General features: G+C 60.2%; 26 protein-coding genes. 11 read left to right on the top strand and 15 right to left on the bottom strand.

Annotation, left to right across the window (positions count from 1 at the left end; genetic code table 11):
* Positions 1–36 precede the first annotated feature (36 nt).
* From ACSHXH_RS12960 to ACSHXH_RS12995, 8 genes are all read right to left on the bottom strand, one after another.
* Positions 37–483 (bottom strand): SgcJ/EcaC family oxidoreductase, encoded by a 447-nt coding sequence (locus ACSHXH_RS12960; protein ID WP_435672227.1) that lies wholly within the window; start codon positions 481–483, stop codon positions 37–39.
* Positions 483–1,133 carry an SDR family NAD(P)-dependent oxidoreductase gene (locus ACSHXH_RS12965; protein ID WP_435672228.1) on the bottom strand — a complete coding sequence of 217 codons (651 nt, stop codon included), beginning with the start codon at positions 1,131–1,133 and terminating at the stop codon, positions 483–485. Before ACSHXH_RS12965 ends, ACSHXH_RS12960 begins: the two co-directional genes overlap by 1 nt.
* Positions 1,133–1,567, bottom strand: a complete 435-nt coding sequence (locus tag ACSHXH_RS12970; protein ID WP_435672229.1) for a DUF1178 family protein — start codon at positions 1,565–1,567, stop codon at positions 1,133–1,135. The genes ACSHXH_RS12965 and ACSHXH_RS12970 overlap by 1 nt, the downstream gene beginning before the upstream one ends.
* 75 nt (positions 1,568–1,642) lie before the next feature.
* Positions 1,643–2,836, bottom strand: coding sequence for a 3-deoxy-D-manno-octulosonic acid transferase (locus ACSHXH_RS12975; protein WP_435672230.1), 1,194 nt, complete (start codon positions 2,834–2,836; stop codon positions 1,643–1,645).
* A 50-nt stretch (positions 2,837–2,886) separates the two neighbouring features.
* Complete coding sequence (locus tag ACSHXH_RS12980; protein ID WP_435672231.1) at positions 2,887–4,065, bottom strand: glycosyltransferase; 1,179 nt, start codon at positions 4,063–4,065, stop codon at positions 2,887–2,889.
* Positions 4,066–4,181: 116 nt separating this feature from the next.
* Complete coding sequence (locus tag ACSHXH_RS12985) at positions 4,182–5,531, bottom strand: methyltransferase domain-containing protein (RefSeq protein ID WP_435672232.1); 1,350 nt, start codon at positions 5,529–5,531, stop codon at positions 4,182–4,184.
* Between the two features lie 311 nt (positions 5,532–5,842).
* Entirely contained in the window at positions 5,843–6,592 is a 750-nt protein-coding gene (locus tag ACSHXH_RS12990; protein WP_435672233.1) for an EcsC family protein, read from the bottom strand.
* Between the two features lie 31 nt (positions 6,593–6,623).
* Entirely contained in the window at positions 6,624–7,109 is a 486-nt protein-coding gene (locus ACSHXH_RS12995; RefSeq protein WP_435672234.1) for a GNAT family N-acetyltransferase, read from the bottom strand.
* A gap of 99 nt (positions 7,110–7,208) precedes the next feature.
* Here ACSHXH_RS12995 and ACSHXH_RS13000 point away from each other — a divergent pair, with 99 nt between their 5' ends.
* The 6 genes from ACSHXH_RS13000 to ACSHXH_RS13025 all read left to right on the top strand — a co-directional run bounded on the left by ACSHXH_RS13000 (position 7,209) and on the right by ACSHXH_RS13025 (position 10,789).
* Positions 7,209–7,814 carry a flavin reductase family protein gene (locus ACSHXH_RS13000; RefSeq protein ID WP_435672235.1) on the top strand — a complete coding sequence of 202 codons (606 nt, stop codon included), beginning with the start codon at positions 7,209–7,211 and terminating at the stop codon, positions 7,812–7,814.
* A 148-nt stretch (positions 7,815–7,962) separates the two neighbouring features.
* A complete protein-coding gene (locus ACSHXH_RS13005; RefSeq protein ID WP_435672236.1) occupies positions 7,963–8,313 on the top strand; it encodes a Lin0512 family protein in 351 nt (116 codons plus the stop codon).
* Positions 8,310–8,654: a Lin0512 family protein gene (locus ACSHXH_RS13010; protein ID WP_435672237.1), complete on the top strand. Its 345-nt coding sequence runs from the start codon at positions 8,310–8,312 to the stop codon at positions 8,652–8,654. Before ACSHXH_RS13005 ends, ACSHXH_RS13010 begins: the two co-directional genes overlap by 4 nt.
* Before the next feature lie 61 nt (positions 8,655–8,715).
* Positions 8,716–9,603, top strand: a complete 888-nt coding sequence (locus ACSHXH_RS13015; RefSeq protein ID WP_435672238.1) for an S-methyl-5'-thioadenosine phosphorylase — start codon at positions 8,716–8,718, stop codon at positions 9,601–9,603.
* A 15-nt stretch (positions 9,604–9,618) separates the two neighbouring features.
* The gene (locus ACSHXH_RS13020) at positions 9,619–10,242 is read left to right on the top strand and encodes a LysE family translocator (protein WP_435672239.1); all 624 of its coding nucleotides are present in this window, start codon (positions 9,619–9,621) and stop codon (positions 10,240–10,242) included.
* A gap of 7 nt (positions 10,243–10,249) precedes the next feature.
* The gene (locus tag ACSHXH_RS13025) at positions 10,250–10,789 is read left to right on the top strand and encodes an adenine phosphoribosyltransferase (RefSeq protein WP_435672240.1); all 540 of its coding nucleotides are present in this window, start codon (positions 10,250–10,252) and stop codon (positions 10,787–10,789) included.
* Positions 10,790–10,929: 140 nt separating this feature from the next.
* Here the strand turns inward: ACSHXH_RS13025 and ACSHXH_RS13030 are convergent, their stop codons facing one another.
* From ACSHXH_RS13030 to tldD, 7 genes are all read right to left on the bottom strand, one after another.
* Positions 10,930–11,220 (bottom strand): GNAT family N-acetyltransferase, encoded by a 291-nt coding sequence (locus ACSHXH_RS13030; protein ID WP_435672241.1) that lies wholly within the window; start codon positions 11,218–11,220, stop codon positions 10,930–10,932.
* Positions 11,213–11,839 carry a 3-oxoacid CoA-transferase subunit B gene (locus tag ACSHXH_RS13035; protein ID WP_435672242.1) on the bottom strand — a complete coding sequence of 209 codons (627 nt, stop codon included), beginning with the start codon at positions 11,837–11,839 and terminating at the stop codon, positions 11,213–11,215. The genes ACSHXH_RS13030 and ACSHXH_RS13035 overlap by 8 nt, the downstream gene beginning before the upstream one ends.
* Before the next feature lie 44 nt (positions 11,840–11,883).
* Complete coding sequence (locus ACSHXH_RS13040; RefSeq protein ID WP_435672243.1) at positions 11,884–12,954, bottom strand: PAS domain-containing protein; 1,071 nt, start codon at positions 12,952–12,954, stop codon at positions 11,884–11,886.
* A 23-nt stretch (positions 12,955–12,977) separates the two neighbouring features.
* Complete coding sequence (locus tag ACSHXH_RS13045; RefSeq protein WP_435672244.1) at positions 12,978–13,682, bottom strand: CoA transferase subunit A; 705 nt, start codon at positions 13,680–13,682, stop codon at positions 12,978–12,980.
* A gap of 167 nt (positions 13,683–13,849) precedes the next feature.
* A complete protein-coding gene (topA, locus tag ACSHXH_RS13050; protein WP_435672245.1) occupies positions 13,850–16,471 on the bottom strand; it encodes a type I DNA topoisomerase in 2,622 nt (873 codons plus the stop codon).
* 210 nt (positions 16,472–16,681) lie between these two features.
* Positions 16,682–17,824, bottom strand: coding sequence for a DNA-processing protein DprA (gene dprA, locus ACSHXH_RS13055; protein ID WP_435672292.1), 1,143 nt, complete (start codon positions 17,822–17,824; stop codon positions 16,682–16,684).
* A gap of 128 nt (positions 17,825–17,952) precedes the next feature.
* A complete protein-coding gene (gene tldD, locus ACSHXH_RS13060; RefSeq protein ID WP_435672246.1) occupies positions 17,953–19,374 on the bottom strand; it encodes a metalloprotease TldD in 1,422 nt (473 codons plus the stop codon).
* A 187-nt stretch (positions 19,375–19,561) separates the two neighbouring features.
* Here tldD and coxB point away from each other — a divergent pair, with 187 nt between their 5' ends.
* From coxB to ACSHXH_RS13085, 5 genes are all read left to right on the top strand, one after another.
* The gene (coxB, locus tag ACSHXH_RS13065; protein ID WP_435672247.1) at positions 19,562–20,440 is read left to right on the top strand and encodes a cytochrome c oxidase subunit II; all 879 of its coding nucleotides are present in this window, start codon (positions 19,562–19,564) and stop codon (positions 20,438–20,440) included.
* A gap of 74 nt (positions 20,441–20,514) precedes the next feature.
* Positions 20,515–21,456, top strand: a complete 942-nt coding sequence (cyoE, locus tag ACSHXH_RS13070; protein WP_435672248.1) for a heme o synthase — start codon at positions 20,515–20,517, stop codon at positions 21,454–21,456.
* Complete coding sequence (locus tag ACSHXH_RS13075) at positions 21,453–21,617, top strand: hypothetical protein (protein ID WP_435672249.1); 165 nt, start codon at positions 21,453–21,455, stop codon at positions 21,615–21,617. Before cyoE ends, ACSHXH_RS13075 begins: the two co-directional genes overlap by 4 nt.
* A complete protein-coding gene (locus ACSHXH_RS13080) occupies positions 21,614–22,201 on the top strand; it encodes a cytochrome c oxidase assembly protein (RefSeq protein WP_435672250.1) in 588 nt (195 codons plus the stop codon). The genes ACSHXH_RS13075 and ACSHXH_RS13080 overlap by 4 nt, the downstream gene beginning before the upstream one ends.
* 22 nt (positions 22,202–22,223) lie before the next feature.
* On the top strand, positions 22,224–23,024 hold the full coding sequence (locus tag ACSHXH_RS13085) for a cytochrome c oxidase subunit 3 (RefSeq protein ID WP_435672251.1): 801 nt from the start codon (positions 22,224–22,226) through the stop codon (positions 23,022–23,024).
* Positions 23,025–23,027: the final 3 nt, after the last annotated feature.

The raw sequence follows: 23,027 nt of genomic DNA on the forward strand, positions 1-23,027 counted from the left end.
CGGTGTCGCGCAAGGGCGGAGCGTGTCGCGGGCACGCTATGTGCCCCGATAATCCACAGCCCGAAACCCGCCGCTGTTAAGATGGGTTTCCGCGCCGGGTACGACATCGGTGTTTTGCGCCGACACTGCCTGCCACCCACCGGCCATGCGGCGCAACACAAAACTCAGGATTGTCTGACGGTCGCCCGCATTGGTTCCGGCCGGGGCCATCTGACCCGTCAACCGGAACCGGCACTGCACAACGGCATGATCCGGGCCCAGCAGCCGGGTTGTGGTGACACCCGGTGTCAGAACCGTTTCCGCAAAAAATGATTTGAGCGCATAGTCATGCGCCTTGGCAATCGCCGCCCGATCCCGCCACCAAAGCCCAGTGACGTTCACGAAATCTGCATCTTCGGCAAAAAGCGCACCAATCTGGTGCCCATCCCGGCTGTGCCACGCTGCGGCAAAGGCAGTTGGAAAATCCTCGGGGGCTGCGACCATCAAAACGGCATCGCGTCGCCGTTCCACATCTCGAAACACCCCGTGGTGTCCATCGACAGCGCGTCAAACCGCTGCAACAGCCCTGTAGAGGACTCGTCCGTGCCGATGGTAGCAGCGCTTGTGCCCATATCGGTGCGAACCCAGCCGGGGTGATAAATACCCACCGGGATGCCTTCGGATCGAAGATCAACCGCAAGGTTGCGCCCAAGGTTCAGTGCCGCCGATTTGGACGCGCGGTAGATATAGCTTTGCCCTTTGGCCCGGGTGTTCGACCCCATTTGCGACGAGATGATCGCCAGCTTGGGTGCCGACGCACGCCTGAGATGCGGCAGAAACGCCATCGTCGTCAGGTAGACACCCGTGACATTGGTGGCAAACGTATCGGCCCAAAGCTGCGGGTCGGTCAGCGCATCCGCCGCCATGCCCCTTTCAAGGTAGACGCCTGCATTGCAGACCAAAAGATCAATGGGCGTGTCCGACAACCGCCCGGCAAGTGCCGCACAGCTTTGCGGGTCACGTACATCCAGCGGCAAAAGCGTGTCATGACCCGCCCCGCGCACAGTGCCCATGGCCGTGTCACCCCGGCCTTGAGCCGCCGTCAAAAGTGCCGCGCCAATTCCGCGATTGGCCCCGGTGATCAGAATATTCATCAATTGGACTTTCGCGTCGGGGTAAAGGGCAACGGCGCGATCTTCACGCCATCCTCGACCAGCTTCTTGGCTTCGTCACCCCGCGTCTCGCCCCAGATGGGGCGCTGCGGCGCGTCGCCGGTGTGGATCGCACGGGCCTCATTGGCAAAATTGGTGCCAACGTAATCCGAATTCTTCTCAACGTATTTCTTGAACTCGGCCAAGGCCTGTTCCGCCGGGTTCGCCGGTTCCGACAGCTTGGGCTTGGCTGGCACCGGTGCCGCCTTTTCCGCCGTGCTCACCCTTGGGGCCATCATCGCCTTGCTGACCTTGGTTGATCCGCACACCGCGCAGCCGACCATGCCCGCCGCATGCAGCTTGTCAAAGGCCGATCCCGATTGGAACCAGCTGTCAAAGTGATGGTCATTGGCGCATTTCAGGGTGAACTGGATCATTGCGGTGCCTGTGAAAGGTCGTCTGTCGGATATCCTAGGGATAATTCGTTAGAAATAAACGTCCTTGTCCGGACATCAAGCATCAAGCACCGCCAGGATCGCTTGCATCAACCCGTCGATATCGGTGTCTTGATGCAGCGCGCGTTGCCCCGCCTGCCCCAGTTGCACCTGCACATCCGGCGCGGACAAGGCATTCAACGCCTCGGCCAGGCCGCTCGCATCCGCTACCAAACGCGCCGCGCCCTGCTCCGCCAATCGGGCATATGCCGCGCGGAAATTGGCTATGTCTGCCCCGTGCAAAATGGCCGATCCAAAAGCCGCAGGCTCATAGGGTGTGTGCCCGCCGCGATCCGTCCATGACCCGGCCACAAAGGTCACACCCGCCAGCGCGTACCACAGATGCATCTCGCCCAGCGTGTCGGCCAGATAGACCTGCGCGCCTGCCGGATCGTCGCCGGAGCTGCGCCGCGCACAGGTGAACCCTGCCGCCGCGATCAGCTCTGCCACCGCGTCCGCCCGTTTGGGGTGCCGGGGTGCGAGGATCAGCTTTAGTCCCGGCCGCGTGGCCAACGCGGCCCTATGTGCGGCCAAAACTGCAGCCTCGTCCCCATCATGGGTGGATGCCGCAAGCCATGTGTCGTGACGGGGAAACGCTCTGCTAAGGCCCACATCCGGGGCGCCCTCAGGCGGCGAATACAGCGCCTTGAGGTCAACCACCGGCCCACGCGCCTCTGGAGCCAAACCCAGCGCCGCAAACCGCGTGGCCGATCCTGCATCCTGCGCTGACAGGAACCGCACCTGCGCCAACACGCGGCGTACCAAGACCGCAAACCGCGCCCAGCCCTTGGCCGATCGTTCGGTGAGCCGACCACCCAGCACCAGAACCGGGCCAGGCGTGTTCAGAATGCGAACCGGCCAAAGATCAGCTTCCAGCGTGATATGCGCTGTGATCTGCCATCTGCGCATCACCCGCCGCGTCGGCCCCGGCAGGTCCACCGGTGCAAGCATGACCTGCGTTTGCGCCAGTCCCCAGCTTTGGCCCAGCGCCACCGCACTGTCGGTGTTCACCGTGATCAACATATGCCGCCCGTCTGCAATCAGCCGATCAATCACAGGCCGCGCCGAGGCAAGTTCGCCATTCGACGCCGCATGCAGCCAAATCCGTGCACCCCCAACCCGAGGAGCAATAATCCCCAACCGCGCCCTCACCGCCGCAACATCGCGCGCCACAGCACGCGACACGATCTCGCGCGCGGCAAGAAGCGTCATCAGGAAGCGGTATAAAAGCACAGGCTGTCCCGTCGGATCGCCGCGTCAGATCAGGACGACGCGCGCGTTTTGGAAATGTAGTAGCTGCCCGGCGGAATGGTCAGCGTTCCCTGAATATGCCGCTCAAGAATCTTGAGCAGGATGTGGTTGTCAAACCGTTCCTCTGCAGCTTTGCGGGCGCGGATCGACATTGCCATCGGATCGGGCACCGCAATCGCCGCGGCAATCGCCGCGCCAAATCCGGCCTCGTCATGTTCATCGACCAAAAACCCGGTGACGCCTTCGTCAATCGCTTCGGGGATACCCGCATGCCGCGTGGACACGGTGATACAGCCGCAGGCCATTGCCTCCTGAATGGCGGTGGGCAGACCTTCGGTGTTGCCATCCCGCGCCGTGACCGAATGCTGCAAAAAGAACTGCGTGCTCATCAACCGGTCGCGCACCGTATGATGCGGCTGTGCGCCATGAAACCGCAGCTTCTTGGAAATCCCAAGATCTTCGGCAAGGGCGCGTGTCGCCTCCATCAACGGGCCATCACCGATGAAATCCAGCCGCGCATCGGCAAGATCCCGCGTCGCCTCGGCAAAGGCGCGCAACGTGGTCATCGGGGCTTTTTTCTCAACAAAGCGCCCCACAGCCAGAAAGCTAAGCGGCACCTTGGCCTGCGGCGCAAACCGCCGGATATCCACACCGGACGGAATAACGGTGCTGTTGGGATGCGAAATTCCGTGTTTGTCGAGGTTTTCCAAAAGAAAGCGCGACACCGAAAACACCCCCGCCAGACGCGGCATCATCTTGCGATAGGCCGACCGCATCCGTTCCGTTCGGATCGCCTTGGACGCATCAGTGCCCCTGAAATAGGTAAAGATCGGAATGTCCAAAGCGTTGGCCAACGGTGCCAGCGCCAGCGCTTGCGTGCCAAACTCCGCAAGGATCACATCAACCCGCTCGTCGCGCAGAAACTTGATCAGCGCTTCCTTCGCCTCTCCGAACGGCAGGCGCGATGTGCCGTGCCGCATACGGTTGCGCAAAAGCCACCAGGGAGCCACCATGACATCGCGCCCCGAAAGGCCATCGCGCCGCACAAAATACGGCTTGCCATAGGGGTTGTCCCCCCGAAACCGGCCACAAACCACAACTGTATTGCCACCGAACAGGTGTTCGATGTGGCGGTTGATGAAGGTCTCACCGCCAAGATGATATTCGCCAGTTGCAATGGCTACGCGCATGAAAACGGGGCCCGATAGTAAACCGACTTCCTAGGTAACAGCGCAATATGGCACCAGCAAGGCTGAACGGTCCCAACCCTGCCGCTTGGGCCATAGGCGGACGCACCAAAGCGCACTCAGCCGAAAGAAAGCGCCGATTTCTGCACCGCAAAAACCGTGCCCATGATCGGTTTCGACATCTCGTTGCGCAACCGCGCCTGTTTCAGCAGCTTTGGCTTGGGAAAACCCACTTGGGCCAAAGTGGACAAAAGATACCCCTGCGCATGCTTGTAGCGGCCCGACTTGTGAAGCCGGAACCCCGACTGCACGGCCGGATCCTCCTCATCCTCGACCGTCACCAGCAACCAGCCTCCGGGCGACAACACGCTGTGAAAATTTGAAAATACGGTCTTCAACGCCCCGAAATACACCAGCACATCGGCACAGACGATCATGTCGAACCGACCTTCGGGATAGGTGCCGATCTCGGACAAATCCGTGCGTGCCAAAAAGTCATAGCCGCCTTTGGCCCGCGATTTCTCAAGCATCTTGACCGAGATATCAACGCCGATGATCTCTTTTGCGTACATGCGAAGAAACCCGGCACACAGCCCCGTTCCACACCCCGCATCAAGAACGCGGCGCTTTTTCGATTTGGGCAGGTCCATCTCTTGCAAGGCCGCAAAAATCAGGTCCGGCCCACGATTGCCCAGCAGTTCTAGTTTGTCATCATAAGATTCTGCAAAATTGTCAAAGATCTCGACCGCCATGCCGTGCTGATCCAAGTCCGACACCGGCATCCCGTTTGCCGCCAAAAGGTAATTCAACTTGGCGCGCTGCGTCTTGGTCTTGCAACGTGTGCGCGCCATGTCCAGAAACCGCACAACCGCCGGTTTCGCGTCAAAATGCGAAAAGATCGTGGCAAGGTACAACAGGATTTCGAACCGGTCGCCATTGCGTTCGCAAAACGCCTCTGCCACTGCCTGAGCCTCAGGCAGATTGTCCCGATGGGTCAGGATCGCAAGCAGCCGGTTCAGCGTCTTTTCGTCATTCGGCGCAACCTCGTGGGCGCGGCGGCATAGGGTTTCCACCTCGTCCAGCGCCTCAAGGTCGGCCAGAATATGCGCCGTATCAAGCATCGCCGTCACCGAGCCCTCGCCTGCCTCCGTGATCTGCCCAAGGCCGTCCGCAACATTGGCCCACAGCGCATCCGCCGTTTGCGCCTGATCCAGTTTGCGCATCAACACCGACAGCACACAGGCATCCGGCAGTCCCATGCGCCCCTGTTCGACAATTTGCAAAGACAACGCCAAAGCGTCTGACCGTTTGTCCGCCTCAAACAGCGCCAGCGCGCGAGACACATCTGGAGCAAGCAGAGCCATTGGTCGGCTGGGCGCGGATGCGGGTGACGTTTGCGACGATGTGCCAGTCAAATGCGGGGCTTTGGACATAATGAGTGTCTCCAGGATCAAGAATACCCCGATCATGGCCCCTGCCCTGTTGCAAATCCAGATGTGATTGCCAAAGCGGTCAGACCGCGCAACTCAGTCCGTGCAACAAGATGCGCCCCACACCCCAACAGCACGCCCCAGCCATTCTGGCTGACAAAGATCGGGTTCTCCGACCTGCGTGCTGTTGATGCGTGAGCGGGCGGACGGGTACGCAATGGTCCGGTGCCGGATCATGAAGTGGCCCAAGACGCCCCGTCCGCTCATGCCCCGGGATCAGCCGGGAACATCCCTAGAATCCACCATTAACGTTAAAATAAAGTGAACCGAACGGACGATTTACAAGAAATTCAGACCGATTTCACTGCGCGGCGCAATTCTTCGACCAGCAAAGTCTCAGACATACCGCTGTCCACCGCCAACCGCCGCAGCCCGAAATGCACATGCGCCATTTCCTGATAGTAACTGGTATAGGCATAATTCGTCGCTGCGCCGGCAGCAGCACCCAGAATCGGCACCGTCTGCGCAGCCAGCTTTTGCCCAAGCACCGTGGCCAATCGCGGCGCGACGGATTTCAGGATACCATGCACCGCCGCACCGTTCAGCGTCACGCGCGTGCTCAGGAATGCCATGTTCGCCCCGTCATCATCCGCCAGCGGCCCGGCGCTGGCAAAGACCGTCAGGCAATCTGTCAAAACATCCGGGTCGTTGGGATCAAACCCGTATTCCGCCGCGATACCCTGAATGGCCCGCAACAGCACCGTTGTCGTGACAGGCAGTTCAGCCAGGGCTGTGGGCAACCCGCCCGCCCCGCCAACCGCCCCCATTGCGGTGGTCAGCGCCGTGTTGAGCCACCCTTTCTGGTCCGGCACCACCCCGCGCGATTGTTTCGCAGCGGTCAGCGCCACCCGAAGCGCGCGTTCGGTGGCACCTTCAAGGCCCATCTTCACAGCGTCGGGCAACCGCTCTAGCAGGTTCTCGGCCCGCCCACCGATCATGTTGAGCACTTGCAGCCCAACACCCCCGGCAGCCTTGTGACGACGGGCGAGTGTGGTGATCGCAGCTTGGGTGTCCAGCGGGACAAGATCGGTTCCGGTCATGCCCTACAATTGGGGATGTTTGCCCCTGGGTTCAAGCGTCCCGTTCCACATGCCCGGTTAAGCCGTCCCATGCGCCCTGCTGCAATTCCAAACCCAGAACCCGGTCCGGGTTGGTGGGCGGCGGCATCTCGACCCCGTTCAGCTTGGTGAACCCGAACCGTTTGTAATAAGGCGCATCACCGACCAAAAGCACCCGCGCCCAACCTTCCGCGCTGGCCTGATCCAGACTGTCCCGGATCAACGCCCCGCCAAGGCCCTCGCCCTGAGCGGTGGGGTGAACGGCAACGGGACCAAGCAACAAGACCCTGTCCGCGCGAATCCGCACCGGCCAATACCGGATCGCACCGCCCAGAATGCCCTGATCGCCGCGCGCCACCCGCGACAGCGACGCCACAGGCGGCACGCCATCCCGCAAACGGTAAGACGACAGCGCCTCGCGCCCCGGCGCGAAACACAAGTCATAGAGGCCTTCGACCTCCCACAAATCGTCTGTGGTTTCCGGGCTCAGGGTGAACATGACACCGCTCTTCGTTGACGCGTGCACACCCCCGTGCAATCCGCTGCGAAACCGCCTATCACGCAAGCCAGCAATCGGCAAACAGGGAGCTTTCCCCGCATGTTCTACCGCCCAGAAGACGGCCACGGCCTGCCCCACAACCCGTTCAACGCCATCGTGACGCCGCGCCCAATCGGCTGGATCTCGACCCGCGGCAGCGACGGGCAGGACAACCTTGCCCCCTACTCGTTCTTCAACGCTGTGGCGTATGTGCCCCCGCAGGTGATGTTCGCCTCCACCTCGGCCAAGCCTGACCGGGGCGACACCAAGGACACGGTCGCGTTGATCCGCGACACCGGGGTCTTTGCAGTCAATATTGTCGAATATGCCATGCGCGATGCGATGAACCTGACCTCGGGCGCCTGGGACCGCGACGTGGACGAATTCGCCCATGCCGGGATCGACAAGGCCGAGTGCGACAGCATCAACTGCCCCCGCGTGGCAGGGGCCCCGGCCACGCTTGAGTGCAAGGTGACGCAGATCGTGCAATTGCCCGGAGAAGCCAATTTCGCAGTCTTCGGCGAAGTCACCGGAGTGCACATGCGCGACGACTGCATCAAGGACGGCATGTTCGACGTGCTGAGCTTTAACCCGCTGACTCGCATGGGCTACCGCGATTATTCGGTGGTCCGCGAAACATTCAGCCTCAACCGCCCCGGAGAATAGGTCAAACTTTGCATACCCGGGGCTCCGCCCATTCTCACCTCAAACCATCCCCCGGATGGTTTGTGTGCCAGAGACACAACCGGTTCGAATTGTTTCGCGCGCGAAACATTGGGTCCGGTCCGGTCCTTTAACAAAAGGTTAACACGCTATGGCCCTCAAACGTTTGCTGACCGAATTCGGCATGGGCAGTTCGCTGCGCAGGCAGGACTATACCGAGGCCGCCTCGCGCGCGGTCAAGGATGCGCTCTGGCACAATTCGATCAATCTGGCCGAGCTGTATGGCAAAGACAAATCCGACATGCAGATCACGGTCGAAGTGGGTGTGCAGAACCCCGACGCCCTCGACACCGCTGCCATCGCCGCGATCTTTCCCTACGGCCAAGTCACTGTGATCGCGCGCAAAGGTGGCCTCGACGTGCCGCGCAACGATGGCGGCAAGCCGACTGTGATCGCCAATGTCGCCATCTCGGTGGCGCTCGATCTGGAGGACGCGGCATGAGCGATCAGCGTTTCATTATTGAAATGGGCATGGGCAATGACCAATACGGCATGGATTACACCAAGGCCGCCGCCCGTGCGATCGAAGACGCGATCCGCCATTCGTCGATCCCGCTGTTTGAGGCCACCGGCCTGCCCCATGATGCGATGCGCGTACAGGTGACGGTGGGTGTGGCGGAACCGGACAAGGTGGATTGCACCGAACTGGCCAAGCGCCTGCCGCGTGGTCGCGCCACGGTCACGGCCGTTGAAGGCGGGCTGAACGTCACCAACCCCGACAGCGGGTCCACCCTCGTGATCGCAACAGCCGCAGTCGAGGCGTTTTTGCCGCGTCAGGCCTAGCACGTCTTGAACCAACAGGCCCGCGCTGCGAAACTGGCGCGGAACAACTACGGAGGCCGCAATGGCACAGCGCAAACTCGGTGTGATTGGCGGATCAGGGTTGTATGCCGTGGACGGGTTGCACGATGCCACATGGCAACGTGTGGACACACCGTGGGGCACGCCGTCGGATGACCTCTTTTGTGGCACATTGGACGGGCTGGACCTCGTGTTCCTGCCCCGTCACGGGCGTGGCCATGTGCACAGCCCTTCGGACGTCCCCTACCGCGCCAATATCGACGCACTGAAACGGCTGGGCGTCACAGATGTGATCAGTGTCAGCGCTTGTGGATCGTTCCGCGAAGACATGGCACCAGGCGATTTCGTCATCGTGGATCAGTTCATCGACCGCACATTCGACCGCACCAAAAGCTTTTTCGGGTCGGGCTGCGTCGCGCATGTGTCGATGGCGCATCCGGTCTGCACCTCGCTTGGAGCCATGTGCGCCACAGCCGCCCGCGCAGCGGGTGTGACGGTGCACGAAGGCGGCACCTATCTGGCAATGGAAGGCCCGCAGTTTTCCACCTACGCGGAATCGGTGCTGTACCGCGATCAATGGGGCTGTTCGGTGATCGGCATGACCAATATGCCCGAGGCCAAGCTCGCCCGCGAGGCTGAACTGTGCTATGCCAGCGTGGCCATGGTGACCGATTACGACTGCTGGCACCCGGATCATGACGCGGTAGAAGTCTCTGATATCATTCGCGTTCTCACTGGAAATGCCGATGCCGCGCGCCGGATGATCAAAGCTTTGCCGACACTTTTGTCGCCCGACAACACCCCTTGCCCACAAGGCTGCGACCGCGCGCTTGACCATGCGCTCATCACCGCACCGGATGCCCGCGATCCCGCATTGGTCAAAAAGCTGGACGCGGTGGCCGGGCGTGTGCTTTCTGGGAAGGCTGGTTAAACTGGAACACCCCTCATGAGCTTTGATCTTTGGCTGACCTTTGTCGCCGCCTCGACCCTGCTGTTGCTGATCCCCGGACCCACGGTGCTGCTGGTGCTGTCTTATGCGATAAGCCAGGGCAAGCGCGTCGCAATCGCATCGGCCAGCGGCGTCGCATTTGGCGATTTCATCGCAATGAGCCTGTCACTTGCCGGGCTTGGCGCGCTGGTGCTGGCGTCGGCCACGCTGTTCACAGTTTTGAAATGGGTGGGGGCGCTGTATCTCGTTTGGCTCGGGATCAAGTTGCTGCGCTCCGCCCCAAGCTCTGCAATGCCGGTGACCGAAGGGGGCGTGCAGGCGCGGTCGGTCTTTCGCCACGCGGCATTGGTCACTGCACTGAACCCGAAATCCATCGCGTTCTTCATCGCCTTCGTGCCGCAATTCATCACACCAAGCGCGCCGCTGCTGCCGCAATTTGCCATCCTGATCTTGACCTTCGTGGCGCTCGCTGCGCTCAATGCCTTTGCTTATGCGCTGGCAGCCGACCGGCTGCGCGGCTGGATCGGAAGCGGCAGCGTGATCACAGGGCTCACCCGCGCTGGCGGGGCCACACTCATTGCCATGGGCGCGCTGACCGCCATGGCCCGTCGCACCCCCTGAGGACATCATGACCCCCACCAAGACCGTCAAGGACTACATCCGCACCATCGTCGACTTTCCACATGACGGCATCCTGTTCCGCGATGTGACCACGCTGTTTGCCGATCCGCGTGGGTTCCGCATGGCCATCGACCAATTGCTGCACCCCTATGCCGGTGTCCGCTTCGACAAGGTGGTCGGACTTGAGGCGCGCGGTTTCATCCTCGGCGGTGCGATTGCCCACCAACTGTCCGTGGGCTTTGTGCCCGTGCGCAAGAAAGGCAAGCTGCCCGGCGCGGTGATTTCCGAAGAATATACTCTCGAATATGGCGAAGCCGTGGTTGAGATTCACGACGACGCGATTCAGCCGGGCGAAAAGGTGCTGCTGGTCGACGACCTGCTCGCCACTGGCGGCACGGCCGAGGCCGGACTTAAGCTGATCGAACGGTTGGGCGGCGAAGTGATCGGCTGCGCGTTTATCATCGACCTTCCCGATCTGGGCGGTCGCAAAAAGCTTGAGGCTTTGGGCATGGACGTGCATGCGCTTTGTGCGTTTGATGGGCTTTAGGGCTTCTTCTGTTTCCCAAAAGTGGGGGTTTGGGGCTGCGCGCCCCCACGGTCAGCCAAAAGGCCAAGCCTTCGATCGAGGCATGGGCGCACTTCTTCAAAGAAATGCAGCCGTGTGTTCAAAAATCCGGCTTGCCGCGATCAAACGTTGAACGCGTCAGCCCAATCGGGATGCTTGCGGCGTTGTGCGTTCACAAACGGGCACAGCGGCACGATCTTAAACCCTTCGGCGCGGGCATCCGCCACCAGCCGCGTCACCAGAGCAAGCCCGGCCCCGGTGCCGCGAAACACATCCGGCACGCCTGTGTGGTCAGCAATGACCAGCGTGGGCGACGTGACCGAATAGGTCAGTTCCGCTTCGGCCCCGTCCTGACGGATGACATACCGCCCCTTGGCACCATCCAGTTCACGCTGGATGTCAAACTCAGACAATGGTGGCTTCTGTCGCTACGCGCAGCTCGTCTTCGGTGACGCCATCTGCGGTCTCGACGATCTTCAAACCACCTTCGACCACATCCAGAACCCCCAGATTGGTGATGATCCGGTCGACAACCGCAGCACCAGTGAGCGGTAGCGTGCATTCCTTGAGAACCTTGCTGTCGCCATGTTTGTTCGTGTGGTCCATCACAACAACCACGCGGCCCACACCCGCGACCAAATCCATCGCGCCGCCCATGCCTTTGACCAGCTTTCCGGGGATCATCCAATTCGCCAGATCGCCCTTTTCGTCCACTTCCATCGCACCCAGGATCGCCATTGCAATCTTGCCACCGCGGATCATGCCGAAGGATGTCGCGCTGTCAAAATAGGATGTGTGCGGCAGTTCGGTGATTGTCTGCTTGCCCGCATTGATCAGGTCCGGGTCTTCGTCACCTTCATAGGGGAACGGCCCCATGCCGAGCATGCCGTTTTCGGACTGAAGCGTCACTGTCATGCCGTCGGGGATGTAGTTGGACACCAGCGTCGGGATGCCGATCCCAAGATTGACATACATGCCATCCTGAAGCTCTTGCGCGGCGCGTGCCGCCATCTGGTTGCGATCCCATGCCATAGTCGTCTTCCCTTCGTTTGCCATGAACACCGCGAGTTGCGGCCTTATCCCTTGAAATCTGTAAATCCGACAGGCACGTCGATCAGGATCACCGTTCCAGCGGCCCCGCGCACCACATTGATCGTTCCGTCCAGCCCATCAAGCAAGGAGGATACCAGCCGCCCCCCGACAGACCCGGATGACGGGAACAGCGTCTTGCTTGGGATACCAGCCCCGTCATCGGAAATGGTCATCCGCAACCCGCCTGCCGCCAAACGGTTGACCCGCAATTCCAGATAGCCCTGATCCAGCCCGTCAAAGGCATGTTGAAAGGCGTTCGACACAAGTTCAAACGTGATCAGCGCCACCCGGATCGCCGTGTCAAGATTGACCTCCAGCGGTTCGACGAGTGACACGAACCGCACGCCGGGGCGGCCTTCGTTATGGGCAATCGTGTGCGAAATGCGTGACAGAAGCGACCCAAGGTCGATGCCATCGCGGTTCCATTGCTCATCCGCAAGTTTCATTTCTTCGTAGACGAATTGCAGGCATTCGAGCCGCTTTGGCAGCAGGTCCAGCATCCTGAGCCGCTGCTTGGAATCCTCGGCAACAACCGGAGTGCCCGAACCGTTATGATCGACAAGAGAGTTGACGATCAGCCCAAGATCCTGCCCCACCCGCGAGCACACCGTATCAAGATGCAGGCGTGTCGCGTCTGACGATCGATCCTTTTCGTCGTCGCGCAGTTCTTTCTGGATACCCAGATAATAGACCGGCTTGCCCAACCCGTCATTGATCGGCGCGATCAGCAGACGGTTCATGAACGCTTCGCCGGTGGCGCGGTAATTGAGGATATCGACGCTCACATCCTCGCCAGCCTCGATGGCGTTGCGGATTTTCTGGATCGCCCTGGGATCGGTGTCTGCCCCCTGAAGAAACCGGCAATTGCGCCCGATGACGCGGGACCGCTGATAGCCGGTCGTCCGTTCAAACGCATCGTTGATATAGACGATCGGATTGCCTTCGGTGTTCGGATTGGTGATCACCATAGCCACACTCAGCCGGGAAAACCCGGCCAAGGCCTGGCTGTCGTCCAGGACAGAGGTCAGCTTTGGTTTTTCAACAGAACGTTCCACGGATGTTTGGTTCGTTTCTTGTGTCAGGCGGCCGGTCTTGGGCGCGTTGTACGCTGTTCAATGCGCTTTTCATGGGCGCCCTGAATGATGCGGGTCACGTAAATGCCTGGCAGGTGGATATGATCGGGATCAAGCATGCCGGGTTCAACAATCTCTTCGACCTCCAGAATGCAGACTTTGCCACACATGGCGGCAGGCGGATTGAAATTGCGCGCCGTTTTGCGGAAGATCGCGTTCCCAGTCGTGTCGGCCTTCCACGCCTTCACGATGGACAGATCGGCAAAGATGCCTTTTTCCATGATGTAGGTTTCGCCGTCGAAATCTTTGTGGTCCTTGCCTTCGGCAATCACAGTGCCAACGCCGGTCTTGGTGTAGAATCCCGGAATGCCCGCACCACCGGCGCGCATCCGTTCGGCCAAGGTGCCTTGCGGATTGAACTCAAGCTCCAGCTCACCAGAGAGATATTGGCGCATAAATTCTGCGTTTTCGCCAACATACGAGCTGATCATCTTTTTGACCTGACGCGTCTGCAACAGGATGCCGATGCCGAAATCGTCCACGCCTGCATTGTTCGAGGCAAAGGTCAGATCCTTGACGCCGCTGTCGCGGATCGCGCTCAAAAGCAGCTCGGGAATACCACTAAGGCCAAAACCACCTGCGGCAATCAACATACCGTCGCTCAGAACGCCATCAAGCGCTTCGGCTGCCGATCCATAGACCTTTTTCATCGCAAATCCCCCGTGTTCGACGCCTTGCCGTTTTGACCTTTCAAGCAGGCTAAGTCAACGGCACTGGCGTGCGTCTCAGGCTGTGTCAACTGCGCGCATCACCGTGGGGTTTGCCAGCGGTCCCGCGCCGCAAAAGCCACGCGGATCGCAGCGGGGGCCTAGGCTGATCAGGCTTCTTTTGCAGCCGGTTTTTTCTTGGCGGCGGGCTTTTTGGTGGCGGTTTTCTTGGCCGGTGCTTTTTTGGCAGCTGCCTTTTTCGCGGGCGCCTTTTTCTTGGTGCCCTTTTTCGTCGCCTTTTCGGCGATCAGGGCGACGGCCATTTCCATCGTTACCGCGTCCGGTTCCACGTCCTTGGGCAGGGTTGCGTTGACCTTGTCCCATTTGACGTAGGGCCCGTAGCGCCCTTCCATCACCGAAATCATGCCGCCATCTTGCGGATGTTCACCGATCTCTTTCAACGCTTTGGCGGCAGCCCCGCGCCCGCGTCCCGGATTGGCGCGCTTTTCCGCAAGCAGTTCAACGGCGCGGTTCATGCCGATTTCGAACACCTCAAGGAATTCCTTGAGATTGACATAGGTCGGCTTTGCGTCGTCAGGAAGCTGATGCATGATGTAGGGGCCGAACCGGCCCAGATTTGCCTTCACCTCTCCCCCGTCGGGGTGCATGCCCACGGGGCGCGGCAGCGTCAGCAGCGTGACCGCTTTTTCCAGCGTCATATCGTCGGGTGACCAGCCGGGCAGGAAATCGCCCTTGGCCTTGGGCAAGCTGGCGCGTGGCGGTTTCTTGTTCTCGGGTGTCGGCTCTCCGCGCTGAACATAGGGGCCAAAGCGACCGGATTTCAGCCAGATCTCTTCGCCGGCATCTTCGCCCAGAACACGTTCGTCGCCTTCGGCGCCTTCGCCCGCGATGGGCCGCGTATAGGTGCATTCGGGGTAGTTGCCGCAGCCAACAAACCCGCCGGTGCGGGATGTCTTGAGGTGCAGTTGACCCAAGCCGCATTTTGGGCAGACACGCGGGTCGCTGCCATCGTCGCGCGGCGGATACAGCTGCGGCGCGAGAGCCGCGTCAAGCACATCGAGCACCTCGGTGATGCGCAGATCGGATGTCTCGGAAATCGCCGCTGAGAAATGCTGCCAGAACCGGGCCAGCACGTCTTTGTAATCACCTTCACCCGCGCTGACATGGTCAAGCTCATCTTCCAACGCGGCGGTGAAATCATACTCCACATAGCGTTTGAAAAAATTCAGAAGGAAGATCGTGACAATCCGGCCCTTGTCCTCGGGGATCAGACGGTTCTGTTCCTTGCGGACATATTCGCGGTCCTGAATCGTGGTGATGATGCTGGCATAGGTCGACGGGCGACCAATGCCCAATTCTTCCATCCGTTTGACCAGCGTCGCCTCGGTGTAGCGCGGTGGCGGCTGGGTGAAATGCTGGTCGGGTGTGATGGCCTTTTTGGCGGCCTTTTCGCCCTGCATGATCTGCGGTAGGCGCTTGTCGTCATCATCGACCACCGCATCGTCGCGGCCTTCTTCGTAGACACGCATAAACCCATCGAAGAGAACAACCTGACCATTTGCGCGCAATACGACCTGCCCATCCGCGCTGCCCACATCGACGGTGGTGCGTTCCAGACGCGCCGATTCCATCTGGCAGGCCAGCGTGCGCTTCCAGATCAGATCATACAGCTTGCGCTGATCCGCTTCGCTGATCTTGAGGTTTGCGGCATCCTTGGACATATCCGTGGGCCGGATGCATTCGTGCGCTTCTTGCGCGTTCTTGGCCTTGTTCTTGTAGATGCGCGGGTTTGCCGGGACGTAATCGTCGCCGTAACGGTCCTTGATCGCGGCGCGCGCCTCTTGCACGGCTTCTGGGGCCATGTCGATGCCATCGGTCCGCATGTAGGTGATATGGCCCGCTTCGTACAAGCGCTGCGCCGCGTTCATCGTCTGGCGCGCGCCCATGCCGAATTTGCGGCTTGCCTCTTGCTGAAGTGTCGAGGTCATGAACGGTGCGGACGGGTTACGCGAGGCGGGTTTGGCCTCAACCGATTGCACGGTCAGATCGCGGCTGGTGATGGCCTGAACCGCCAGTTCGGCCTGCGTGCCGTTCTCAAGATCATAGCGGTCAAGCTTTGTGCCCGCGAGAACCGTCAAACGCGCTTCGTATTCCTGACCGCGCGGCGTCGACAGCAGCGCCTTCACCGACCAGTATTCACGGGCGCGAAACGCTTCGATCTCCATTTCGCGTTCAACGATCAGGCGCAAGCACACCGATTGCACCCGCCCCGCAGAGCGTGCCCCGGGCAGTTTGCGCCACAGCACAGGGGACAGGTTAAACCCCACAAGATAGTCCAGCGCCCGGCGCGCAAGATAAGCGTCGACCAGCGGCACGTCGATGTCCCGTGGATTGGCCATCGCTTCGGTCACGGCGGCCTTGGTGATGGCGTTGAAGGTGACGCGTTTGACGTCGGTGGTCTTCTTGATCGACCGCCGCTTGGTCAGCGCCTCTTTGAGGTGCCACGAGATCGCTTCGCCTTCGCGGTCAGGGTCGGTTGCGAGGATCAGCGCGTCATCGGTTTTAAGCGCTTCGGCGATGGCCGCGACATGTTTGCGCGAGTCCGCTCCGACCTCCCATTTCATGTCAAACCCGTTTTCGGTATCGACAGAACCATCCTTTGGCGGCAGGTCACGGACGTGTCCGTAAGACGCCAGAACAGTGTAGTCAGACCCCAGATATTTGTTGATTGTCTTGGCTTTTGCCGGGGATTCGACAACGACAACTGGCATAAAAATAGGACCTTTCTCACCGCTCCAAGAGCATCTTGGGTGTACCGCATATGGCGGCGCTATAGGTGGGGTGCAAGCGGGAATTGTCAATCGCGGCACTTGTCCGCCTTGGTGTGGCCCCTGACTCAAGGAGGACAAGCCCGGCCCAAATGGGTGGCGCATTTCCCACAAAAGAAATGCTGAAATTGCCCTAATTTTTGCCCACGCCGTCTAACCGATGCGCGAAATCAACCCGCCGGGCTGGCGGTTGATGCGGCCGTCCAGTTCCAGATCCGTGAGCGCTGGGGACACGATGCGTGACGTCGCCCCAAGATCGCGGATGAGCTGGTCTTCACCGACCGGAGACGGCCCAAGACGGTCAAGGATCTTTTGGTGCAGCTGTGCAATCTCGGCCAATGACCGTTCCGGCGCAGCAGGTTCCAGCGGCAATTCCGGGGTAGTCACTTGTGGCGCGGCCAGAGGGGCCAACGCCTCGATCACGTCATCTGCACTGCGGACAAGCCGCGCACCGTCGCGCAAAAGCATGTTGCACCCGGAGGCGCGCGCATCAAACGGGTGTCCGGGCACGGCCATCACCTCGCGCCCTTGATCCAGTGCGGTTCGAGCCGTGATCAGCGACCCGGATTTCGCCGCCGCCTCGACCACGATAACCGCGCATGACAGCCCGGAAATGATGCGGTTGCGGGCCGGGAAATGCCGCGCCTGGGGTTGCAGGCCCATCGGTTGTTCGCTGATCCGCGCGCCGCCCTGTGCGACGATATCTTCAGCGAGTTTGGTGTTTTCCGCTGGATAAAGCACATCCACCCCGCCGCCCAGAACCGCGATGGTGCCGGTCTTCAACGCTGCGAGATGTGCGGCGGTATCAACCCCGCGCGCCATGCCCGATGTTATGACAAAACCCGCCTCGCCCAGCCCAGCTGCCAGCGTCCGCGCCATGCGCCCCCCCAATGAGGACGCGTTACGCGCGCCAACCAGCGCGACCTGCCGCTTGGCAAGCACTGCCGTATCACCGACCGCCCAAAGCATTGGCGGGGGATCGTCCAGATCGGTCAGGCCTTGCGGGTAGATGCCATCGCCGAGACACAGCAATCGTGCGCCCGCGGCCCGTGCCGCCTTGAGTTCTGCATGGATTACAGCCTCGGGGCACACCTGATAGGTGTCGACACCAGCAGCGCGGGCTATGTCGGGCAGATGTTTCAACGCCTCAGCCGCGCTGCCATGATCGGCCATCAGCCGGTAAAACGTGCTGATCCCCACCCGACGCGAGCGCAAGAGGCGAAGCCAGTCAAACCTTTGGTCTTCCGTGGTGGGTGGGAGTAGGGGGTGAGTGGAAGAGTTGTGTCCCAATGTCAGCCTGCCTTCGCCGTCTTGCAGGGACAGGAATAGGGCGTCACTGGTTAATCAGTGATGAATCCCGACATTGGATTGGCGAGAAATAAAACACCTTCCCGCCAACCATCTGATTTAGATATATTCTTTTCTTAGGCTTGCGCGCCACCAACGGTCAGGCCACCGATCATGAGAGTCGGCTGACCGACGCCCACTGGCACCCATTGGCCCTGTTTGCCGCAATTCCCCATCCCCGGATCAAGCGCCATGTCGTTACCAAGGGCGCGAATCTGTTGCAGCGCGGTGGCGCCGTCCCCGATCAGGGTGGCCCCTTTGACCGGCGCGCCAACTTTGCCGTTCTTCACCCTGTAGGCCTCAGTGCAGGAGAAAACGAATTTGCCATTGGTGATGTCAACCTGACCGCCGCCAAAGCCAACGGCCCAGATGCCATCCTTGAGGTCGGCCACGATATCGCCGGGATCAGTATCGCCGCCCAGCATATAGGTGTTGGTCATGCGCGGCATCGGGATATGTGCATAGGATTCGCGCCGACCATTCCCGGTGGGGGCCACGCCCATGAGACGCGCGTTCTGGCGGTCCTGCATATAGCCCACAAGCCTGCCATCCTCGATCAGCACGTTCTTGCCCGACGGTGTGCCTTCATCGTCCACGGTGATCGATCCGCGCCGGTCCGGGATGGTGCCATCGTCAAGCACCGTCACGCCCTTGGCCGCGACCTGCTGGCCCATCAGCCCGGCAAAGGCGGAAGATCCCTTGCGGTTGAAATCGCCCTCAAGCCCGTGCCCGACGGCTTCATGAAGCAAGATGCCCGGCCAGCCCGGGCCAAGCACGATGTCCATGGCGCCTGCGGGCGCGGGCACGGCATCGAGGTTTACCAGCGCAACACGTAGCGCCTCGCGCGCCTTGCCCTGCCAGTCGGACGGATCAAGCAATCCGTCAAGCATCACGCGCCCCCCGCCCCCGGCGGTGCCAGATTCACGGCGGCCATTTTCCTCGACGATCACGCTGACATTGACGCGGGTCATCGGGCGTGTGTCGGACACAAGGCTGCCTTCAGGGCGCAGAATCGCCACCTCTTGCAAGGAGGCCGCGATTGTTGCGCTCACCTGAACGACACGGGGGTCAAGCGCGCGGGCAAAGGCGTCGATCTCGCGCAGGGTGTCGACCTTGACCGGGAAACTGTGCCCGGCGATGGGATCGGCGTCGGTATACAGGCGCGTGTTGGTGCCCGCTGGTTTCTCGGCCAGAGTGCCCCCGCCCTCGCCCACGGCGAGCCGAGCTGTTTCTACCGCCCGCTTGATCGCCGATTCGGAGATGTTGGTAGAATGGGCATAGCCCGCCACTTCGCCGCGCACCGCGCGCAACCCGAACCCTTCGGACGCATCATAGCTGGCCGTCTTGACCCGCCCGTCGTCGAACACAAGCACCTCTGACCGGCGACGTTCGAGAAACAATTCCCCGTCATCTGCCCCCGCTACAGCCTCTTTGAGAAGCGCAAGCGCCCGGTCGCGATCAAGATGTGTGTCGAATGGTTGAAAGGATGTATCGGCCATGAAACCCCCAGAGGTGAATTTGATATAGATCAAGGAAAGCGCGTTTTTGCCGCAAGCAACCTTCTTTAACTGATGTGAAGAATATGGTTTTAACCGCTCCTAAGACAACTGGAGGTATGGTGCGGGTTCAGCTCGCACCGCAGTTCCTGGAAAACTTGACCATACACGCAACCGATCAGGGTAAGACATGCAACTCAAAACTTTGCTCTTGGGTCTGGCCACCACCTTCGCCGCAGCGCCGGCGTTTGCCCAGCAAACGCTAGAGACAATTGGCGCTCCGGTGGACAGAGGCACAGGCTTTCAACCCGCGGCAACCGAATTGGCGCGCGACCTTCAATGGCTTGACGGGATGATCCTTATCATCATCACCGCCATCGTGCTGTTTGTGACCGCCCTGATGGCCTACTGCATCGTGCGCTACAACCGCCGCGCGAATCCGACGCCATCCAGCTTTACCCACAACACACCTATCGAGATTCTATGGACCGTGGGTCCGATCCTCGTATTGGTCTTCATCGGCGCGTTCTCGCTGCCGATACTGTTCAAACAGCAGGAAATCCCCGAAGCCGACCTGACCATCAAGGTGACCGGCTACCAGTGGTACTGGGGCTATGAATATGTAGGCGAAGACCTCGCCTTTGACGGCTACATGATCGGGTCGCCCTTCACCGGTGGCGACAACCGCATGACTGCCGAAGTTGAAACGCAGCTGGTTGAAGCCGGCTATCGCAAAGAAGACTTCCTTTTGGCGACAGACACTGCGGTTGTTGTCCCGGTCGGCAAAACGGTCGTGATGCAGGTCACCGGCGCCGATGTGATCCATTCATGGACCATTCCGGCCTTCGGTGTGAAGCAGGACGCGATCCCCGGTCGTCTGGCTGAACTGTGGTTCAACGCCGAAAAAGAAGGCGTCTATTTCGGTCAGTGTTCCGAGCTGTGTGGCATTGCGCATGCCTACATGCCGATCACGGTCAAAGTGGTCAGCGAAGCGTCCTATGACGCATGGTTGGCAGCCTCTAAGGAAGCGGGCGAATACGTCGATGTCCGCACCGTCCTGACCAACTGATACGACAGCGCGCATGCGGAGTGCTGCATGCGCGCCCCTTACGGCCATCCTGACCCAACAGTGTTGAGACCATCATGACCGATACAAGCATCAACACCCAAATGCGCAGTGCCGAGAACGAAGCGCAGTTCAGCGACTTCTTCGCCCTGCTGAAGCCGCGCGTCATGACGCTTGTTGTGTTCACAGCGTTTGTGGGCCTGCTGGCCGCACCCACGGGCATACACCCGTTCATCGGATTTTGCGCGATCCTGTTCATCGCGATCGGTGGTGGGGCGTCCGGCGCGCTCAACATGTGGTGGGATGCCGATATCGACGCCGTGATGAAGCGCACCCAGCGCCGCCCGATCCCTGCGGGCAAGGTCACGAGCGACGAAGCACTGGCCATCGGGCTGGCTTTGTCGGCATTTTCAGTCGTGTTTCTGGGGCTTGCGACCAACTGGGTCGCCGCTGGTCTTTTGGCCTTTACCATCTTCTTTTATGTCGTGATTTACACGATGTGGCTCAAGCGGTGGACACCACAAAACATCGTCATCGGTGGCGCGGCAGGTGCCTTTCCTCCAATGATCGGGTGGGCTGCGGCCACCGGCGGTGTGAGCGTTGAATCCGTGCTGATGTTCTGCCTGACCTTCATGTGGACGCCGCCGCATTTCTGGGCGCTGGCACTGTTCATGCGCAAGGACTACGACAATGCCGACGTGCCGATGCTGACCGTGACCCACGGGCGCCGCGCGACGCGCAATCACATTCTGGTCTACACCATCCTGCTTGCCATTCTGGCTGTTGCCGCCGGCTTCACGTCGATTGGTGGCCCGATCTACATCGTCACTGCGGTCGTGCTGAATATTCTTTTCCTGCGCGGTGCGATTCAAATCTGGCGCCGGGACGAAGACATGTCCGAGGAAGACAACTTCCTTGCGGAGCGCAAATTCTTCAAACTGTCCCTGCTTTATCTTTTCGCCCATTTCGGCGCGATCCTGATTGAAGCAGGTCTGGACAAGGCCGGGGTATGGGCATGAGCCTGTCGAAACAACACGAACTGCACGAACGTCGCTTCGGTCGCAATCTTGGGGTCGGGCTTTTGCTTGCCGCACTTATTGCCATCGTGTTTGGATTGACGGTCGTCAAAGTAACCAATGACAATTTCACAACTCCTTCAGCTGAAACGGTGTCACAATGAAAACACTCGATCCCAAGAAGAAGACCGCCCTTCAGGGCTTTGCAGTTGTTGTGTTCATGGGTGGGCTCGCATGGGCATCCGTTCCTTTGTATGATTGGTTCTGCCGCGTAACGGGCTTTGGTGGCACCACAAACGTCGCCGAAGCGGGCAGCGTCGAGATCATCGACCGGACCATCAAGATCCGCTTTGACGCTTCGCTCGAACGCGGCATGCCGTGGGAATTCAAGCCCAAGCAGCTTGAGGTCGAACTGCGCCTCGGCGAAGAAGGCATGGCCTTTTACGAAGCGTATAACCCGACCGACCGTCCGGTTGCAGGCACCGCCAGCTACAACGTGGCACCTTACGGCGCGGGGCTTTATTTCTCCAAGATCGCCTGCTTCTGTTTTGAAGAGCAGATCCTGATGCCCGGTGAGCGGGTCGAGATGCCGGTCAACTTTTTCGTTGATCCAGACATCCTGAACGACTCGGACGCCAAATTCGCAAAACACATTACCCTGTCCTACACGTTCCACGAGATAGAGCTGTCTGAAGAGATGCAGGCCATGCTTGACGCGGAACTGACCGACAACGGTACATTGAACTAACGCCTAGCTTTGAGGGACCAAAATGGCGCACGCAAAAGATCATGACTACCACATCCTGAACCCCTCCATCTGGCCGTTCGCCGGCTCTGTGGCTGGGTTCATCATGCTGTTCGGGGCCGTGCTTTGGATGCACGACAGCGGACCGTGGATGTTCCTCATCGGCTTTGTTGGCGTTCTGTACGTCATGTTCGGCTGGTGGGCCGATGTCATCGCCGAGAGCCAGGTTGGCGACCACACCCCCGTGGTGCGGATCGGCCTCAAGTATGGCTTTATCCTGTTCATCATGTCCGAAGTCATGTTCTTCGCGGCGTGGTTCTGGAGTTTCTTCAAGCACGCAATGTATCCGATGGGTCCGCTCAGCCCGGCGGTTGACGGTGTCTGGCCGCCTGTTGGGATCGAAACATTCGACCCCTGGCACCTGCCACTGATCAACACGCTGATCCTGCTTTGCTCGGGCGCGGCGGCGACATGGGCGCACCACGCGCTGGTGCATGAAGACAACCGCGAAGACATGAAGTGGGGGCTGATCATTGCCATCGCTCTGGGTGTGATCTTTACCGGGATGCAGGCGTATGAATACACGCATGCCGGCTTTGGCTTTGCCGGGAACATCTATGGTGCCAACTTCTTCATGGCGACGGGCTTCCACGGCGTGCATGTGATCATTGGCACGATCTTTCTGTTTGTCTGTTACCTGCGCCTGCGCCGGGGTCACTTTACGCAGGAAAAGCACATCGGCTTTGAGGCCGCTGCGTGGTACTGGCACTTCGTTGATGTCGTTTGGCTGTTCCTGTTCGCCTCCATCTACGTCTGGGGCCAGTAACAT

The organism is Marivita sp. (assembly GCF_051251565.1).
In the GTDB taxonomy this organism is placed as follows: Bacteria; Pseudomonadota; Alphaproteobacteria; order Rhodobacterales; family Rhodobacteraceae; genus Marivita.

Bases quoted from the DNA above. Each gene is read 5' to 3' on its own strand.
- ACSHXH_RS13075 (WP_435672249.1), top strand. From the start codon at position 21,453: ATGAGCCTGTCGAAACAACACGAACTGCACGAACGTCGCTTCGGTCGC.
- ACSHXH_RS13000 (WP_435672235.1), top strand. From the start codon at position 7,209: ATGTTCTACCGCCCAGAAGACGGCCACGGCCTGCCCCACAACCCGTTC.
- tldD (WP_435672246.1), bottom strand. From the start codon at position 19,374: ATGGCCGATACATCCTTTCAACCATTCGACACACATCTTGATCGCGAC.
- ACSHXH_RS12990 (WP_435672233.1), bottom strand. From the start codon at position 6,592: ATGACCGGAACCGATCTTGTCCCGCTGGACACCCAAGCTGCGATCACC.
- coxB (WP_435672247.1), top strand. From the start codon at position 19,562: ATGCAACTCAAAACTTTGCTCTTGGGTCTGGCCACCACCTTCGCCGCA.
- ACSHXH_RS13020 (WP_435672239.1), top strand. From the start codon at position 9,619: ATGAGCTTTGATCTTTGGCTGACCTTTGTCGCCGCCTCGACCCTGCTG.
- ACSHXH_RS12995 (WP_435672234.1), bottom strand. From the start codon at position 7,109: ATGTTCACCCTGAGCCCGGAAACCACAGACGATTTGTGGGAGGTCGAA.
- ACSHXH_RS13045 (WP_435672244.1), bottom strand. From the start codon at position 13,682: ATGAAAAAGGTCTATGGATCGGCAGCCGAAGCGCTTGATGGCGTTCTG.
- ACSHXH_RS13015 (WP_435672238.1), top strand. From the start codon at position 8,716: ATGGCACAGCGCAAACTCGGTGTGATTGGCGGATCAGGGTTGTATGCC.
- topA (WP_435672245.1), bottom strand. From the start codon at position 16,471: ATGCCAGTTGTCGTTGTCGAATCCCCGGCAAAAGCCAAGACAATCAAC.
- ACSHXH_RS12980 (WP_435672231.1), bottom strand. From the start codon at position 4,065: ATGCGCGTAGCCATTGCAACTGGCGAATATCATCTTGGCGGTGAGACC.
- ACSHXH_RS12965 (WP_435672228.1), bottom strand. From the start codon at position 1,133: ATGAATATTCTGATCACCGGGGCCAATCGCGGAATTGGCGCGGCACTT.
- ACSHXH_RS13080 (WP_435672250.1), top strand. From the start codon at position 21,614: ATGAAAACACTCGATCCCAAGAAGAAGACCGCCCTTCAGGGCTTTGCA.
- ACSHXH_RS13025 (WP_435672240.1), top strand. From the start codon at position 10,250: ATGACCCCCACCAAGACCGTCAAGGACTACATCCGCACCATCGTCGAC.
- ACSHXH_RS12970 (WP_435672229.1), bottom strand. From the start codon at position 1,567: ATGATCCAGTTCACCCTGAAATGCGCCAATGACCATCACTTTGACAGC.
- ACSHXH_RS13035 (WP_435672242.1), bottom strand. From the start codon at position 11,839: ATGGCATGGGATCGCAACCAGATGGCGGCACGCGCCGCGCAAGAGCTT.
- ACSHXH_RS12975 (WP_435672230.1), bottom strand. From the start codon at position 2,836: ATGACGCTTCTTGCCGCGCGCGAGATCGTGTCGCGTGCTGTGGCGCGC.
- ACSHXH_RS13085 (WP_435672251.1), top strand. From the start codon at position 22,224: ATGGCGCACGCAAAAGATCATGACTACCACATCCTGAACCCCTCCATC.
- ACSHXH_RS13010 (WP_435672237.1), top strand. From the start codon at position 8,310: ATGAGCGATCAGCGTTTCATTATTGAAATGGGCATGGGCAATGACCAA.
- cyoE (WP_435672248.1), top strand. From the start codon at position 20,515: ATGACCGATACAAGCATCAACACCCAAATGCGCAGTGCCGAGAACGAA.
- ACSHXH_RS12985 (WP_435672232.1), bottom strand. From the start codon at position 5,531: ATGATCGGGGTATTCTTGATCCTGGAGACACTCATTATGTCCAAAGCC.
- ACSHXH_RS12960 (WP_435672227.1), bottom strand. From the start codon at position 483: ATGGTCGCAGCCCCCGAGGATTTTCCAACTGCCTTTGCCGCAGCGTGG.
- ACSHXH_RS13005 (WP_435672236.1), top strand. From the start codon at position 7,963: ATGGCCCTCAAACGTTTGCTGACCGAATTCGGCATGGGCAGTTCGCTG.